At 68.9% G+C, this 16482-nt stretch carries 14 protein-coding genes and 2 tRNA genes; 14 read left to right on the top strand and 2 right to left on the bottom strand.

The window, feature by feature from the left end:
• The first annotated feature begins 161 nt into the window (after positions 1-161).
• The 5 genes from OG734_RS23515 to OG734_RS23535 all read left to right on the top strand — a co-directional run bounded on the left by OG734_RS23515 (position 162) and on the right by OG734_RS23535 (position 3350).
• Positions 162-252: transfer RNA gene (locus OG734_RS23515), tRNA-Ser, on the top strand.
• A gap of 174 nt (positions 253-426) precedes the next feature.
• Positions 427-499: transfer RNA gene (locus tag OG734_RS23520), tRNA-Arg, on the top strand.
• A gap of 476 nt (positions 500-975) precedes the next feature.
• Positions 976-1557, top strand: a complete 582-nt coding sequence (locus tag OG734_RS23525) for a lamin tail domain-containing protein (protein WP_330289484.1) — start codon at positions 976-978, stop codon at positions 1555-1557.
• Positions 1558-2075: 518 nt separating this feature from the next.
• Positions 2076-2753, top strand: a complete 678-nt coding sequence (locus OG734_RS23530) for a class I SAM-dependent methyltransferase (protein ID WP_330289485.1) — start codon at positions 2076-2078, stop codon at positions 2751-2753.
• A 72-nt stretch (positions 2754-2825) separates the two neighbouring features.
• Positions 2826-3350, top strand: coding sequence for an NUDIX hydrolase (locus OG734_RS23535; protein WP_330289486.1), 525 nt, complete (start codon positions 2826-2828; stop codon positions 3348-3350).
• 195 nt (positions 3351-3545) lie between these two features.
• On the opposite strand, the gene OG734_RS23540 is transcribed toward OG734_RS23535, so the two are convergent.
• Positions 3546-4034 (bottom strand): MarR family transcriptional regulator, encoded by a 489-nt coding sequence (locus OG734_RS23540; RefSeq protein ID WP_330289487.1) that lies wholly within the window; start codon positions 4032-4034, stop codon positions 3546-3548.
• An 84-nt stretch (positions 4035-4118) separates the two neighbouring features.
• Between OG734_RS23540 and OG734_RS23545 the strand changes: the two genes are divergently transcribed.
• The 9 genes from OG734_RS23545 (at position 4119) to OG734_RS23585 (ending at position 15724) form a co-directional block, all read left to right on the top strand.
• Complete coding sequence (locus OG734_RS23545; protein ID WP_330289488.1) at positions 4119-4463, top strand: HGxxPAAW family protein; 345 nt, start codon at positions 4119-4121, stop codon at positions 4461-4463.
• Positions 4464-4530: 67 nt separating this feature from the next.
• Entirely contained in the window at positions 4531-5448 is a 918-nt protein-coding gene (locus tag OG734_RS23550) for a DUF2797 domain-containing protein (protein ID WP_330289489.1), read from the top strand.
• A 78-nt stretch (positions 5449-5526) separates the two neighbouring features.
• On the top strand, positions 5527-6438 hold the full coding sequence (locus OG734_RS23555; RefSeq protein WP_330289490.1) for an amidohydrolase family protein: 912 nt from the start codon (positions 5527-5529) through the stop codon (positions 6436-6438).
• A gap of 366 nt (positions 6439-6804) precedes the next feature.
• Positions 6805-7542 carry a response regulator transcription factor gene (locus OG734_RS23560; protein ID WP_330289491.1) on the top strand — a complete coding sequence of 246 codons (738 nt, stop codon included), beginning with the start codon at positions 6805-6807 and terminating at the stop codon, positions 7540-7542.
• 63 nt (positions 7543-7605) lie between these two features.
• A complete protein-coding gene (locus OG734_RS23565) occupies positions 7606-9381 on the top strand; it encodes a sensor histidine kinase (RefSeq protein WP_330289492.1) in 1776 nt (591 codons plus the stop codon).
• Between the two features lie 14 nt (positions 9382-9395).
• Positions 9396-10928 carry a bifunctional glycosyltransferase family 2/GtrA family protein gene (locus OG734_RS23570; RefSeq protein WP_330289493.1) on the top strand — a complete coding sequence of 511 codons (1533 nt, stop codon included), beginning with the start codon at positions 9396-9398 and terminating at the stop codon, positions 10926-10928.
• On the top strand, positions 10925-13198 hold the full coding sequence (locus tag OG734_RS23575; RefSeq protein ID WP_330289494.1) for an ArnT family glycosyltransferase: 2274 nt from the start codon (positions 10925-10927) through the stop codon (positions 13196-13198). The genes OG734_RS23570 and OG734_RS23575 overlap by 4 nt, the downstream gene beginning before the upstream one ends.
• A 112-nt stretch (positions 13199-13310) precedes the next feature.
• The gene (locus tag OG734_RS23580) at positions 13311-14813 is read left to right on the top strand and encodes an MFS transporter (RefSeq protein ID WP_330289495.1); all 1503 of its coding nucleotides are present in this window, start codon (positions 13311-13313) and stop codon (positions 14811-14813) included.
• Between the two features lie 143 nt (positions 14814-14956).
• On the top strand, positions 14957-15724 hold the full coding sequence (locus tag OG734_RS23585; RefSeq protein ID WP_330289496.1) for a TetR/AcrR family transcriptional regulator: 768 nt from the start codon (positions 14957-14959) through the stop codon (positions 15722-15724).
• A gap of 53 nt (positions 15725-15777) precedes the next feature.
• Here OG734_RS23585 and OG734_RS23590 read toward each other — a convergent pair whose 3' ends face one another.
• A complete protein-coding gene (locus OG734_RS23590; protein WP_330289497.1) occupies positions 15778-16251 on the bottom strand; it encodes a PPOX class F420-dependent oxidoreductase in 474 nt (157 codons plus the stop codon).
• Between the last annotated feature and the right edge of the window lie 231 nt (positions 16252-16482).

Here is a 16482-nt window from a genome sequence, read left to right on the forward strand (position 1 = left end):
GGGTCACCGGGCAGCACAGACGGCATCACGCGGCATCGGCAGGAACAACGGCTTTGCCCTGCGCCCCGCCTGCCTAGTACCGTGGGAGGCGATTGGTGACACCGCGCTCGTCTGTGTCATCATCTGCACGCACCACTCGCGCTCGCGCGGGCGGTTGTGCTGGAGGCGTCGCCTAGTCCGGTCTATGGCGCCGCACTGCTAATGCGGTTTGGGACTTACATCCCATCGAGGGTTCAAATCCCTCCGCCTCCGCACCTCATCCCGAAGCCCTGGTCGCCAATGACCGGGGCTTCGGTCGTTTTCGCAGGTCAGGCAGGGTGCGGCAAACGGATTTCACTGCACGCCGCCAGTCATGTAATGTTGTTCCCGCAACGCCGACCGGGTCGAAAAGCCCGGAAGGAAGAGCAAACACAACAGAAAACACAAGCACTCGTAGCTTAACGGATAGAGCATCTGACTACGGATCAGAAGGTTGCAGGTTCGAATCCTGCCGAGTGCACAGCAGACCAGAGGCCCCGTGGAGGAATCCACGGGGCCTCTGGTTTTTGCGTTGGCGGCAGTGCCCCGGGGTGAGGGGTGGGCTGGTGTGCCGAGATGCCGCGTGATCAACGGGGGGTGGCAGCCGGCCTGTCTTGAGGCGTCGGCTGGGCGGCGCTTGTTACTCACTTTCGGGTGGCGTCGCATGCGTTGGTGGGGTGGCGTGGCAGGAGTGGCGAATGTCCGGGGGCAACGGGCGTATGGGCCGCCGTCGCACCAAGGCGTCAAATTGGTGCATACGGTTCATAGATGGGTGATACATGGGAGAGTTGCAGTGATGTGGATGATTCGTAACGTAGTTCACGTCTCATCCGCATTTCCGGCACATCGGGTCCACGGTGTGGATGTGCGGCCGACCGGTCGCCACTCGCACACCGCACATCCCGTCGGTCGACTGGCCACAGGCGGAGTTGTGCGTGCACCGAGCAGGGAGAACCTGTGCCTGTTTCCAAGATCGTAACCGCCCGCAGTCTGGCCGCCGCCGCGCTGGCAGCCGGCGCACTGGTTGGGACGGTGACGCTGCCGGCGTCTGCGGCCGACCACCGCTCACACCGGTCGAACGTGGAGATCAGTGATGTTCAGTACGACGCCCCGGGCCGCAATGACAACTCGAACCGCTCCCTCAACAAGGAGTGGGTGGAGATCACCAACAACAGCCGCCACGGCGTGAACCTGGACGGGTGGACGCTGGCCGACGAGGACGGCCACACCTACACCTTCGACCACTACCGCCTGGACGGACGGGCCACCGTCCGCGTCCACACCGGCGAGGGCCGTGACAGTCGTCGGGACCTGTTCCAGGACCGTCGCCGCGAGTTCTGGGACAACCGCTCCGACACGGCCACCCTGCGCAACGACCACGGCCGCTTCGTCGACGACAGCTCCTGGGGCGGCCGTGACCGCCACCACGGCGGCGACCACCGCGGCGGCGGCGACCACCGCGGCGGCGGCGACCACCGCGGCGGCGGCGACCACCGCGGCGGCGGCGACCACCGCGGCGCTGGCGACCACCGCGGCTGATTCACCCCGGCCGGCTGATGGCCGGTGACCGGTGGCTACGCCCGTCGCGGGAACGCGAGGCCGGCGGTCGAACCGGTCGGGTGAACCGTGAGATCGACGGTCTGACCGTCCGAAGCGAGGATGAGCCTCCATGAGGATCACTCCCGCACACCCGGGCGACGTCGCCAAGCTGCCGGCCCTCCGCACGGAGGGCCGGCAGCTTGGCTTTCGCGGTTTGATACCGATCAGGGGCAGTGGCCCTGCTCCGCTGGCCGGCTGTTGGAGACATCGAGGAGGGAAGCGTGTCCTGGTCGTGGACGGTGAGGTGACGGCCAGGGCCATCACTCTTCGGAGCACCGCGGCATATGTGGCCTGTTGATCACCACGGTCAGCAATCCGTTCTGACGAAGACGAAGCTTCGGTCCGACTGCCGCCCGCTCCTACGGATCAGAAGGTTGCGGGTTCGAATCCTGCCGAGTGCGCACAGGCCAAAGGCCCCCGGTCGGCGGCGAATTCCAGGGGGCCTTTAGCGTTCAGGTGTGACGATCTTGCCGCCATCCGTGCTGCGCGCACTTGAGCGATTTCACGCCGCCCACCCCTGGGACCACAACGCCCACTACCACCCGTGGATCATGCGGCAGTTGCCGAGGCGGTACGGCCGTGTGCTGGACGTGGGGTGTGGCAGCGGCGACCTGGTGCGGCTGCTGGCCGGGCGGAGTACGTCGTCGGTGCTCGGTGTCGACTCCGACCCTGCGATCGTCGATCGGGCGCGGGAACTTACCTCCCCCGACGCCCCGATCACGTTCACCGCTGCGGACGCGATGACCGGCCTTCCCGACGGCCCGGACGGTGTGTACGACGTCATCACCTGCGTCGCCGTCGTCCACCACCTTCCGTACGCCGACGCGCTCACTCTCTTCCGGCGGCGGCTGGCGCCCGGCGGGACGTTGGTCGTGGTGGGGTTGTCTCGGGCCGAGAGCCTCGTTGATCATTTGCTGGGGGGTGCCGCCATTCCGGCGAACGTCGTCATGGCCTGGGTGAAGAACCGGGGGCGGCCGGCGGCGCGGCCGGTTGCCATGACCGCGCGGACGCGCGGGGCGGAGATGGGGTTCGCCGAGGTGGTGAGGGAGGCGCGGCGGGTGCTGCCCGGGTGTCGGGTACGGCGGCGGCTCTTCTGGCGGTACACGCTGGTGTGGCGGCAGCCGGTGCGGAGTTGACCTCTTTCTCGTCCTCTTCTCCTTCCCCTTCTCCTTCCCTTTTTCGGTCTTCTTCTGTGTCACCGTTGGCCCATGGCCGATCCGGTGGGGCGTGTGGAGCTGGTTGAACGGGTGGACGAACAGGATCAGGTCCTCGGGGTGGTGGAGCGCGGGGAGGCCGTTCGGCGTGGGTGGCTGCACCGGGTCGCCACCACTGTGTGCCGGGATGCGGGCGGGCGGGTGCTGGTGCATCGGCGGGCCGACGGGCTCGCGCGGTTTCCCGGGCAGTACAACTGGCTGGTGGGCGGCGCCGTCGACGTCGGGGAGAGCTGGGAAGAGGCCGCCGTTCGTGAACTCGCCGAGGAACTGGGGGTGCGGGTGGATGTGCGGCTCGCCTTCAAGTTCCTTTGCCGGGGCGCCATCAGCCCGTACTGGCTCGGCGTTCACGAAGCTGTCATCGCCGAGGAGGTCTCTCCCGATCCGGCGGAGATCGCCTGGCACGGGTGGGTCAGCGAGGGCGAGTTGTGGGAGCTGACCCGACAACTGGCCTTCGTACCCGATGGTGTTGAGGTCCTGCGCCGCGTGCGGTCGGGGGCTGTTGTCGATGAGCCTGCATAGTCATCTCCTTCCATCTCCTTCCATCTCCTTCAGCGGCTCAAGGGGACGGTTCCGTACGGCTGTTGGCCGAAGGTGGGTTCCAGGTGGTCGTGCTGCGTGCGCGCGGGTGTCCGTCGGCGGTGGTTCTGCCGGTGCGGCAGCAGTGAGCGGCTTTTCTTAAATATCCGTTGACCTGCCTGTTTGCTTGTCCGCCGCTTACTTGTCCGCCTCGCGGATCTCGGCCATGTACTCCCGGGCCAGTCGGCCCTGACGTGTGAACCAGTCCGCCAGTACGGCTACTTCGGCGGGGGAGTAGTCGGCGATGAGGGTGGCCAGGCGGGCGTAGTAGGGGCCGTAGAGGGCGTGGGCCCGGGCGACGGCGGCCGGTTCGGCGGCCACACGGACCCGGCGGCGGTCGTTGGGGTCGGGGCGGCGGGTGATGTAGCCCGCGCGTTCGAGGCGGTTGAGGATTCCGGTGACGGCGCCCGTGGTGACGTGGGCGCGTTCGGCCAGGTCACCGGCGGTGAGCAGGTCCTCGCCTGCCTCCAGGACGTAGGCGAAGCAGGTGAGGTCGGTGACGTTCAGGTTGAGACGACGCGCCATCTCCTGCTGGCTGAGCAGGTGTGTCGCGATGGTGTGGTCCATCTCCTTGAGCATGTGGGCGGGGGTCGCGGGCGGGCGGGGCGGGCCGGGAGTGCCTTGCATCGCGAATTGCCTTAGCTCGTGAGATATTTTGTGTCTAAACTGCTTACGGAGTGAGGGATTCTCGATTCTACGGGGGGCTCGGACGTGAGCACATACGACGAGGGACACACCGTCGCCGGCTGGACCGGCACCGCCATCGCGACCGTCGGGTCCTGCGTGCTCGGGCTGGGGGTCTGCACGACCTCGGCCCTTGCGGTGGCAGGCGGCACCGCGGTGCTGGCGGTCGCCGTCCTGGTCACCTGGGCACTGCATCTCGCGGGGTGGGGGAAGTCGCCGGGCGTGCGGCCGGTGGGCGAGTGGCGGATGCGGGACCGGGACCGCTCGGCGCGGGCCGGGCATCCGGGGTGCGTGGGGTGCCGACTGGCGGGCAGGGGCAGCGGTGCGAGCGTTCCTGCTGCGGCCACCGAGGTCGTTCCGGAACGCGCCTGATCCGTCTGACCTGCGTCTTTGTCGTCCGACGAGGCGTTGTCAGTGGTACCCCGTAATCTCGCAAGGGATGGGACAGGCGTGGAGATGTTCGGGGCTGCGGTGGTCGGCGGACGGTCCTGTGCTGCGATGGGACGGTGGGCGCGTTAGCGCGCTGACCTGGGGGAAGAGGGTGGCCTTCGGGGTCACGGAAGGGGGCGTACGGACATGTGTGGGAGCGCGGGGGAACGCCTGTCCGATACGGACGGGGGTGTCGGGGCGGAGTACGGGGGCGCGGTGCGAGGAGTGTGCGCGGCTGGACCGGGCGCACTCGGTCGCCGCCGACACGATCGCGGACGATCCACGGCCCTATCACGTATATCTGGCGTGGTTCGGGCCCGGGATGACCAAGGTCGGCATCACGGCGCTGGAGCGGGGCTCGGCGCGGCTGCTTGAGCAGGGGGCCGTCGTCTTCAGCTGGCTGGGGGCCGGCCCGCTGATGGCCGCCCGGCGTACGGAGGAGCTGCTGCGCGCCGCGCTCGGTGTCCCGGACCGGATTCCGTACGCCGACAAGCGGGCGGTGCGGGCCGCGCTGCCGGGGTCGGCGGCTGAGCGGGCCGTCGAGGTCGAGGAACTGCATGCCCGGGCGGTGGGGCTGGGTGGCTGGCCCGAGTCCCTGGAGCGCGCGTCCTGCCAAGTCGTCGACCATGTCGGGGTGTTCGGGCTTACGGGGCTTACGGGGCTGACGGGGCCGGCACCGGCCTTGGGGGCAGTGAGCGAGCTGGTGGCGGGGGGTGTCGTCGGGGGTGAGCTGGTGGCGGCGGCCGGGCCCGATCTGCATCTCGCGGTCGAGGACGGGCGGGGGAACGGGCGGGGAGTGGTGGTGTTGGATACGAGGCTGATGACGGGGTGGGAGCTGGTGCCCGTGGGGAGCGGTGGACTCACCGTTCCTGTGCGGGAGTTCAAGGGGTCGAAGGAGTCGGCGGGCGTGCAGGACGGGTTGTTCTGAGCCTCGACTCCATGCGACGCCGTACGGCGATTCACCGTGAGAAGGGTGAGAGGGACGAGAGGGGTGACAGTGGACGGCATGAGGGAAGCCTCGGAGGACGGGGACGCCGACGTCGACCGTGAGGTGACCGAGGTCCGGCGGTTCTGGACGCGGCTCGGGCTGCCCGGCCTTGTCGATGTGCACACGCACTTCATGCCTGAGCGCGTCCTGCGGAAGGTCTGGGCCTACTTCGACGCCGTCGGGTCGACGGACAACGGCGTCGAGTGGCCGATCACCTACCGGCTGGAGGAGGACGAACGGCTCGCGCTGATACGGGAGTTCGGCGTGCGGGCCTTCACCGCGATGCTCTACCCGCACAAGGCCGGAATGGCCCAGTGGCTCAACCAGTGGGCCACCGACTTCGCTCGCCGTACCCCCGACTGTCTGCACACCTCCACCCTCTTCCCCGAGCCGGGCGTCGAGGGGTACGTCCGGGAGGCCGTCGAGTCCGGCGCGCGCGTCTTCAAGGCGCACGTCCAGGTGGGGGCGTACGACCCGGCCGACGAACTCCTCGACCCGGCCTGGGGACTGCTCGCCGAGGCCGGGACACCCGTGGTGATCCACTGCGGCTCCGGTCCGGCACCCGGCAAGCACACCGGGCCCGAACCGATCGGGCGCGTACTGGCCCGGCATCCCCGGTTGCGGCTGGTCGTCGCGCACATGGGCCTGCCCGAGTACGAGGAGTTCATCGGCCTCGCCGAGCGGTACGACGAGGTGCGGCTGGACACGACGATGGCGTTCACCGACTTCGCAGAGCGGATGGCCCAGTTTCCCCGGTCGGCGCTTCCCCGGCTGGCGGACCTCGGCGACCGCGTCCTGCTCGGCTCGGACTTCCCGAACATCCCGTATCCGTACGCCCACCAACTGCACGCCCTGGAGCGCCTGGACCTGGGCGACGACTGGCTCCGGGCCGTGTGCCACGACAACGGGGCGCGGCTGTTCGGGCTGTGACGCGTACGGATGAGGAGGGTCTGACACCGGCATGAGTTCGAGGTGAGAAGGCACGGTCAGCGGTGACAAATCGGGCGGGCGGGAGTGGGGTGCGTAACTTCGGATCAGGTTCGCCCAGGAGACGCACAGGATGCCCGATGGCGGTCTCAGGGACTTTCCGGGAGTAGGCCAGGCTGTCTGCGCGGTCGTGGAACATGCAGGTCGGATGGGTATTCGGCGCTTCTCGGCAGCTGGCCGCACCTCCGCTCCTCCGGCTTACCGGGCTGAGAAAACGCAGGGGTTCCCTGAGAGGTGCCTGTGTGTTTCTCAGGAAAATCACAGGTTCCGGAAAGCTTGTTCTCAGAGGGCACCGACATGGTTTCCGCTATGACCACGACCTCGCCCCAGGGGCGCACCGAACTGCTGAGGCCGGACGGGAGCCCCGTCCGAGTGCTTGTGGTGGACGACGAGCTGTCGATCACCGAGCTGCTGTCCATGGCCCTTCGCTACGAAGGCTGGCAGATACGCAGCGCGGGTGACGGAACGGGTGCGGTGCAGACCGCGCGAGAGTTCCGGCCCGACGCCGTCGTTCTCGACATGATGCTGCCCGACATGGACGGCCTCACCGTCCTGGGCCGGCTGCGCCGCGAGCTGCCCGAGGTACCCGTGCTGTTCCTGACGGCGAAGGATGCCGTCGAGGACCGGATCGCCGGCCTCACCGCCGGTGGCGACGACTACGTCACCAAGCCGTTCAGCCTCGAAGAGGTCGTGGCGCGGTTGCGCGGTCTGATCCGGCGCTCCGGTGCCGCCGACCGGCGCTCCGACTCGATGCTGGTCGTCGGGGATCTCACCCTCGACGAGGACAGCCACGAGGTGTCGCGGTCCGGGGACGGCATCCACCTCACCGCGACCGAGTTCGAGCTGCTGCGCTTCCTGATGCGCAACCCGCGGCGCGTGCTCAGCAAGGCGCAGATACTCGACCGCGTGTGGTCGTACGACTTCGGCGGCCAGGCCAACGTCGTCGAGCTGTACATCTCCTACCTGCGGCGGAAGATCGACGCCGGGCGCGAGCCGATGATCCACACCCGGCGCGGCGCCGGATATCTGATCAAGCCCGCCGGCTGACCCCGTGTCATTGGTGGTGCCGCTCCGGAAGACATGGTCGAGCCCGGCAGGAGGGGCAGCACGGTGAGTAGTAAGAGGAGAGCGGGCGGGCAGCGAAGGCTGGGCAGGTCGCAGCAGAAGGAGCAGCAGCGGCGGAACAAGCCGCGGACACTGCGTACGCGGCTCGTCGTCTCGGCGGTCACGCTGATCGCCGTGGTGTGCGCGGTGATGGGCGCGGTGACGACCATCGCGCTCCAACAGCACCTCAACACGCAGTTGAACGACCAGGTCAAGGAGGCCGCCAACCGCGCCGTAGGTCCCCCGAAGGGGACGGTGGGCCCGGGCGGTGGCAACGGCAATCCTCCCGGCCAGCTGCCGGACAGCACCGGCTCGTCCACCACCGGCTCGTCCACCACCGGTTCCACAGGTTCCACCGGTTCCGCGTCCTCCAACGGCGGCAGCACCGCCTCCACCGGTACGCGCGCTCCCACCCCCACCGTCGAGGAGCGGCTCGCGGACTTCGCCACCAGGGGCGGGACGCAGGAGGACACCATCGCCGCCGCCGTCGACACGACCGGCGGTGTCACCAAGGCGGTCATCGCCAAGCTGGAGTCGGACACGACCGACAGCGACGTCGCCGATGACATGACGGCCGCCGATCTGAATGAGACGCAGATGGCCGAGCTGGCCGCCATCCCCCGGGACGACAGCCTGCACACCGTCACCCTCACCGGGCTCGGCGAGTACCGCGTCAAGTACGCCTCCGGTGACCGGGGCAATTTCTACGTAGCCCTGCCCACCGAGTCCGTCACCTCGACCATCAGCACCCTGATCCTTGTCGAGATCAGCGTCACCGCCGCAGGCCTCGTCGCCGCCGGTATCGCGGGCTCCGTGCTCGTCGGTGTGGCCCTGCGCCCCCTCCGCAGGGTCGCCTCGACCGCCACCCGAGTCTCCGAACTCCCGCTGCACACCGGCGAGGTGACCCTCAACGAGCGTGTCGCCGAGTCCGAGACCGACCCGCACACCGAGGTAGGCCAGGTCGGCGCCGCGCTGAACCGGATGCTCGATCATGTGCACGGCGCCCTGCAGTCGCGCCAGCAGAGCGAGATGCGCGTACGTCAGTTCGTCGCGGACGCCAGCCATGAGCTGCGGACGCCCCTCGCCTCCATTCGCGGGTACGCCGAGCTGACCAGACGTGGACGCGAGGAGACCGGGCCGGACACGCGGCACGCGCTCGGGCGGATCGAGTCGGAGGCGGGGCGGATGACCCTGCTCGTCGAGGATCTCCTCCTCCTCGCCCGCCTCGACGCGGGCCGCCCGCTCCAGTTCGACCAGACCGACCTCGTACCGCTCGTCGTGGACACCATCAGCGACGCGCGCGCCGCCGGACGGGACCACAACTGGCGGCTCGACCTGCCCGACGAGCCCGCGCTGGTCTCGGCGGACGCGGCCCGGCTGCAACAGGTCCTGGTGAACCTGCTGGCCAACGCCCGTACGCACACCCCGCCCGGGACGACCGTCACTGCGCGCGTGCAGCGGCGCGGGCCGTGGCTGTGTGTGGACGTGCAGGACGACGGGCAGGGCATCCCGGCCGACCTGTTGCCGCATGTGTTCGAGAGGTTCGCGCGCGGCGACACCGCGCGCTCCCGCACCACCGGGTCGACCGGGCTCGGGCTCGCCATCGTGCAGGCCGTCGCGACCGCGCACGGCGGCGCCGTGACCGTCGACAGTGTGCCCGGACAGACCGTCTTCACGGTGCATCTGCCGGCCCTCGCCCCCGAAGCGGCACCCGAAACAAACTGGCAATCGGACTCACAGGCACAGCACAGTGCCACCACATGGGTGCAACAGGGGGCCTGACGAAAGTCGGTCCTATGCGAACCGACTCTTCTCCCGGCACCCTGCCGGCGCGGGAGCACCTCCCGGCCGCGGCAGCCGGTACGCCTGTCCTGGACGTAGTGATCCCCGTCTTCAACGAGGAGAAGGACCTCCAGCCATGCGTGCTCAGACTGCACGAGCACCTCAAGCGCACGTTCCCGTACGCGTTCCGCATCACGGTCGCGGACAACGCGTCCACGGACACCACTCCCCTGGTGGCGGCGCGGCTGGCGGCGGAGCTGCCGGAGGTCAGGTCCTTCCGGCTGGAGCAGAAGGGGCGCGGCCGGGCACTGCGGACCGTGTGGTCCGCGTCGGACGCGCCGATCCTCGCCTACATGGACGTCGACCTGTCGACCGACCTGAACGCCCTGCTGCCGCTGGTGGCACCGCTGATCTCCGGCCACTCGGACCTCGCGATCGGCTCCCGGCTCGCCCGCTCCTCGCGCGTCGTGCGCGGTGCCAAGCGGGAGTTCATCAGCCGGATGTACAACCTGATCCTGCGTGGCTCGCTCCAGGCCCGCTTCACGGATGCGCAGTGCGGATTCAAGGCCATCCGGCGTGATGTCGCCCAGATCCTGCTGCCGCTCATCGAGGACACCGGCTGGTTCTTCGACACGGAGATGCTGGTGCTGGCCGAGCGCGCGGGCCTGCGCATCCACGAGGTGCCGGTCGACTGGGTCGACGACCCGGACTCGACCGTCCACATCGTCAAGACGGCGACCGACGACCTCAAGGGGGTGTTGCGCGTGGGCAAGGCCCTTGCCACCGGCTCGCTGCCGCTGGACCGGCTCACCCGGCCCTTCGGCGACGATCCGCGCGACCGTGACATCAAGGACGTACCGAAGGGGCTGGCCCGCCAGCTCGTCGGGTTCTGTGTGGTCGGCGGTATGTCGACCCTCTTCTATCTGGTGCTCTACAGCGCCTTCCGGGGCTTCGCCGGTTCGCAGACCGCCAACGCGCTCGCGCTGCTGGTCTCCGCCGTCGCGAACACCGCGGCCAACCGGCGGCTGACCTTCGGGGTGCGCGGCCGGGGCGGGGCCGTGCGTCACCAGGCGCAGGGTCTGGTCGTCTTCGGCATCGGACTCGCCCTCACCAGCGGCTCGCTCGCCGCCCTCAACGCGGCGACCAGCGACCCCGGGCACTCCACGGAACTGGCGGTGCTCATCACCGCCAACCTCGCGGCGACGGTGCTGCGGTTCCTGCTCTTCAGGGCCTGGGTGTTCCCGGACCAGGACGACGAGCCGACTTCCTCGTCCTTCTCTTCTTCCTCCTCGTCGACGGTGGTCGCCTCGCACACGCCGAGCTCGCCCGTCTACCAGGCGTACACCACAGGCCCGTACGCCAACGCGTCGCTCAACAACGCGTCGCACAACAACGCGTCGCACAACAACGCTTCGTACGGCAACTCCCCTTACCCCACCGACCAGTTCCGCGCCGGTGATGTCGCGGACCGCACCTGGGGGGACGCGACCACGCGGCTCCAGCCGGTGCGCCCGCACGACAGCCAGGATCCGAGGAACCCGCGATGACCACTCACTTCGACCAGACGACACATTCAGGCCCTTCGGGTCCGGGGGGTGCGAGCCCCTCGTATCCGCCGCCGGACTCAACAGCCGTACAGCAGGCGGTGGTTCCCGAGACGGTGGTTCCCGAGACGGCTGTGCCGGCGCCTTCTTCCGGTGAGCCCAAGCAGCCCTTCGTAGGCAGACTGTGGCGCGGGCGGCCCGAGGACCACCGGTGGGTGCGGCCCGCGTTCCTCGCCACGCTGCTGGTGATCGGCGCGCTGTACACCTGGAATCTGACCGCCTCCGGATACGCCAACTCCTTCTACTCCGCGGCAGTTCAGGCCGGCAGCCAGTCCTGGAAGGCCTTCTTCTTCGGGTCCCTCGACTCGGCCAACGCCATCACCGTCGACAAGCCCCCGGCCTCCCTCTGGCCGATGTCGCTGTCGGTGCGGCTCTTCGGCCTCAACTCCTTCGCGATCCTGTTCCCGCAGGTTCTGATGGCCGTCGCCACGGCGGGTGTGCTGTACGCGTCCGTGCGGCGTCGGTTCAGCGCCACGGCCGGGTTCCTCACGATGGCGGTCTTCGCGCTGACGCCCGTCGCCGTGCTGATGTTCCGCTTCAACAACCCTGACGCGCTCCTCGCGCTCCTGATGGCCGCCGCGGTCTACTGCACCCAGCGCGCCATGGAGAAGGCCGAGACGAAGTGGCTGGTCTGGGCGGGTACGGCGATCGGTTTCGCCTTCCTGGTCAAGACGCTCCAGGCCTTCCTGATCCTGCCGGTGCTGGCACTGGTGTACGTGATCTTCGCGCCGACCAGCGTCCGCAGGCGCATCGGACAGGTACTGGCCGCCGGGCTCGCGATGATCGTCGCGGGCGGCTGGTGGGTCGCGATCGTCGAACTGTGGCCTGCGTCCTCGCGTCCCTACATCGGCGGCTCGCAGAACAACTCCTTCCTCGAACTGACCTTTGGCTACAACGGACTTGGCCGTATCAACGGCGACGAGACCGGCAGCGTCGGTGGCGGTGGCGGCGGAGGCGGCACCGGAATGTGGGGCGAGACCGGCTGGGACCGGATGTTCAGCTCCAGCAGCGGCGGCCAGATCTCCTGGCTGATCCCGGCCGCGCTGATCCTGCTCGTCGCGGCGATCTGGGCCGGCCGCAAGGCCAAGCGCACGGACACCGCCCGCGCCGGGCTCCTCCTCTGGGGCGGCTCGCTGCTGATCACCATGGTGATCTTCAGTTACATGCAGGGCATCTTCCACGACTACTACACCGTCGCCCTCGCCCCCTACATCGCGCCGCTGGTCGGCATGGGCGCGGCCCTGCTCTGGCAGGAGCGGGACAAGACGTGGGCGTCGCTGACGCTCGCGGGTGCCACGACGGCCACCGCGGTCTGGGGGTACGTCCTCCTCAACCGCTCCTCCGACTACCTGCCCTGGCTGAAGTGGCTCGTGCTGGTGGGCGGGCTCGTGGCCGCGCTGGGTCTCATCTTCGTCAACAGGCTTGGGCGTCAACTGGCCCTGGCGGTCGTCGGGTTGAGCTTTGTCACGGCGCTGGCGGGGCCGACCGCGTACTCCCTCACCACCCTCAACGAGGGTCACACCGGCTCGATCATCACGGCGGGTCCGTCCGTGGCGGGCGGTCGTGGTGGTCCCGGCGGTGGTGGCGGTATGCGCGGTGGCTTCGGTGGCGGTACGGGCGGCCAGCAGGGTCAGCAGAACGGCAACGGCAACACCCAGGGCAACCAGCAGGGTGGCGGCATGGGCCAGCCCCCGACGGGTGGCTTCCCCGGCGGTGCCAACGGCAACACCCAGAATCAGCAGCAGGGCAACGGCAACACCCAGCAGGGTGGCCCTGGCGGGCAGACCGGTGACGGTGGCGGCATGGGCGGCGGCGGTGGCGTGGGTGGTCTGCTCAACGGTGCCAGTGTCGGCAGCGAGGCCAAGGCCCTGCTGGAGAAGAACGCGAGTGACTACACCTGGGCCGCGGCGGCCATCGGCGCCCAGAACGCGGCGAGTTACCAGCTCTCCACCGGCGACCCGGTGATGGCGATCGGCGGCTTCAACGGCACCGACCCGTCCCCGACGCTGGCCGAGTTCAAGAAGTACGTGGAGGACGGCAAGATCCACTACTTCATCTCCAGCGGCTCCGGCGGCGGTGGCATGGGCGGCGGCAGCAGCACGACGAGTACGTCGTCCCAGATCAGCTCGTGGGTCGAGAGCAACTTCAAGGAGGTGACGGTGGGTTCGGCCACCTTCTACGACCTGACGCAGCCGACGAGCAGCAGCAGCTGATCGGCGTCAACTGAGGTTCTTTTCCCTGGTGGTGGCCCGGAGTGATCTCGCTCCGGGCCACCACTTTGTTATTTGTTGTACGCCGTATAGGAACTGTTCTACGGTGTACAGCATGTCTACGTCCCCCCAGAGCGACCTTCGGAGCCAGGGCCACCCCCAGCGCTGGCTGATCCTTGGTGTCATCTGTCTCGCGCAGCTCACCGTGCTGCTCGACAACACCGTCCTGAACGTCGCGATCCCCTCCCTCACCCGGGAGTTGGGCGCCTCCACCTCGGACATCCAGTGGATGATCAACGCGTACTCGTTGGTCCAGTCGGGCCTGCTGCTCACCGCCGGCAGCGCCGCCGACCGCTACGGCCGCAAGAAGATGCTGATCGCGGGGCTGGTTCTGTTCGGCGTGGGCTCACTGGTCGCTGGACTGGCCGACAGCACCGGCCAGTTGATCGCGGCGCGCGCCGGGATGGGCGTCGGCGGCGCGCTGCTGATGACGACCACTCTCGCCGTGGCGATGCAGATCTTCACGCCCGAGGAGCAGCCGAAGGCCATCGGCATCTGGGCCGCGGTCAACTCGCTCGGGTTCGCCACCGGTCCGCTCATCGGCGGATTCATGCTGAACCACTTCTGGTGGGGCGCGATCTTCCTCGTCAACATCCCGGTCGCGGTACTGGGACTGGTGGCGGCCGTGGCCCTCGTACCCGAGTCGAAAAACCCGACCGGCGAGCGCCCGGACCTCCTGGGCGCCCTGCTCTCCACGATCGGTATGTCCTCGCTCGTGTTCGCGATCATCTCCGGGCCCGAGCACGGCTGGACGTCCGGCCGGGTGCTGGTGCCGGCGACCGTCGCGGTCGTGGTGCTGGGCGCCTTCGCGTACTGGGAGAGCCGGATCCCGTACCCCATGCTCGACATGCACTTCTTCAGGAACCGGCGGTTCACGGGAGCGGTCGCGGGTGCGGTGCTGATCACGTTCGGGATGGGCGGCTCGCTCTTCCTGCTCACCCAGCACATGCAGTTCGTGCTCGGCTACGGCCCCTTGGAGGCAGGGCTGCGTACGGCACCGCTCGCGCTCGCGATCGTGGCGCTCAACTTCACCGGTGTGTCGGCGAAATGGGCGGCGAGGCTCGGGACTCCGCTCGCCATCGGGCTGGGCATGACACTGATGGCGTGCGGCCTGGTCTCCATCGCGACGGTTGCCTCCGGCGGTTACGCGGGTACGTTGCTCGGCCTGCTGCTCATCGGGACGGGGGCCGCGGTGGCCAGCCCGGCGATGGCACACGCGATCATGAGCTCGATCCCGCCGGAGAAGGCCGGCGTCGGGGCGGGGATCAACGGCACGGTGGCGGAGTTCGGGCAGGGGCTGGGCGTCGCGGTGCTCGGCGCTGTGCTGAACTCGCGGTTCGCGGCGCTGATTTCTGTCGCCGCGGTGTCCCTGCCGGGGGCGTTGGCGGAGGCGGGGTCGGCTGCGGAGAGGGCGCGTATTACGGATGCGTTTGCCTCCGGCTTGGAGGCCAGTCAGTTGGTGGGGGCGGGGGCGGTGTTGCTAGGGGGGTTTGTCGCGGCGGTGTTGTTGCGCAGGGCTGAGCGGGCAGGCTCCGAGGTGGATGTAGTCGCCCAGTAGCTCGGTTGGAACGGTGCGTGTGCGGCTGCGGGCGGTCTGTGGTTGATCGCGCCCACGCGGCGGAGCCGCAAATGTCACAGCCCCGCGCCCCTATAGGGGCGCCTAGCATGACCTGCGTTCGAAAGCTGACGAAAGGTACGGCCATGGTGAGGGCAGCCGAGGGGCCGGCGCGGACCAGCGTGTGGCTGGACGGTAAAGCCGTGCGCCGGAGTGGTGCAGGTCGAGCCGCGCAGCCGTCCGGGCTCGACCGGGACCGGATCACCGAGGTGACTGTTCGTCTGCTGGACGCGGAGGGGCTGGCCAAGTTCTCCATGCGGCGTCTCGCCGCCGAGCTGAACGTCACAGCGATGTCCGTGTACTGGTACGTCGACACCAAGGACGACCTGCTCGAACTCGCCCTCGACGCGGCCTCCGCCGAGCTGTGCCTGCCCGACCCGGAGGCCGATGGCGAGGACTGGCGGGACCAGTTGCGCATGCTGGCCGCCGAGTACCGCGCCCTGCTGGTCCGCCACCCCTGGGTGTCGCCGCTCGCCGGGACCTACCTCAACATCGGCCCGCACTCGCAGGCCTTCTCACGTGCCGTACAGCGCGTCATCCGCCGTACCGGCCTGCCCCCGCGGGGGCTGACGGGCGCCATCGCCGCCGTCTTCCAGTTCGTGTACGGGTTCGGCACGGTCGAGGGCCACTTCATCGCCCGCTGCGCGGACGCCGGCATGACCCAGGACGCCTATTTCCAGCACGCCATGAGCGCCGTCGGGGCCGCCCCGGAGACCGCCGGGTTCATCCAGGAGTCGGCGGACATGATGGCGGCGCGGGGCGGCGGCACGGTGGAGGAGATGCGCGAGCGGGATTTCGACTTCGCGCTGGAGCTGCTGGTGGCGGGGATCGAGGCGATGGTGGCGAGGGCCTGAACGCCTCCCGCCCGCCTCCTACCTCCTACCTCCCATTTCCCTTCCTCGTGCCCCTACGCCTCCTCGGCCACCAACCGTGCCGGGAACCCGCCCGTAGCCACGGGCCCCCACTTCTCCGGTGTGACCCGGATGATCGACTTGCCCTGCTTGAGCATGGCCGCGCGGTACTCGTCCCAGTCCGGGTGCTCACCGGCGATGTTCCGGTAGTACTCGACGAGGGGCTCGACGGAATCGGGAGGGTCGATGACCTCGGCCGTGCCGTCGATCTGGACCCAGGGCCCGTTCCAGTCGTCGCTCAGCACCAGCAGGCTGACGCGCTCGTCCCGCTTGGCGTTGCGCGTCTTGGCGCGCTCGGGGTACGTCGACACGACGACCCGCCCCGAGTCGTCGACCCCGCAGGTCAGCGGCGAGGCCTGCGGGGAGCCGTCCGCGCGCCGGGTGAGGAGGATCGCCCGGTGGCGGGGCCGTACGAAGTCGAGCAGCTCGTCCAGGGACACGGCGGTGTTCGTAGCGATGTTCGGTGCCATGGTGCCAGCCTAGGCGCAGGAGGGCTGTAGGGCCTGTCCCCGTTGGGCCTATGTCACAGCGCTGAGGCAATGAGTGGTGTGCATCGTGAAGTCGCAGGTCACGGGTCTGGAGCCACCACCACGACCACCGACAGCGCGGCCGAAGGTGCCTGTTCGCAAGTCCTCGAAGTTTTTTCGGATCGGTGACAACCTGCCGGGTCGCCCAGTCCGTATGTACGGCATGAAGCACTT

Origin of the sequence: Streptomyces sp. NBC_00576 (assembly GCF_036345175.1) — a bacterium.
Lineage (GTDB): Bacteria > Actinomycetota > Actinomycetes > Streptomycetales > Streptomycetaceae > Streptomyces.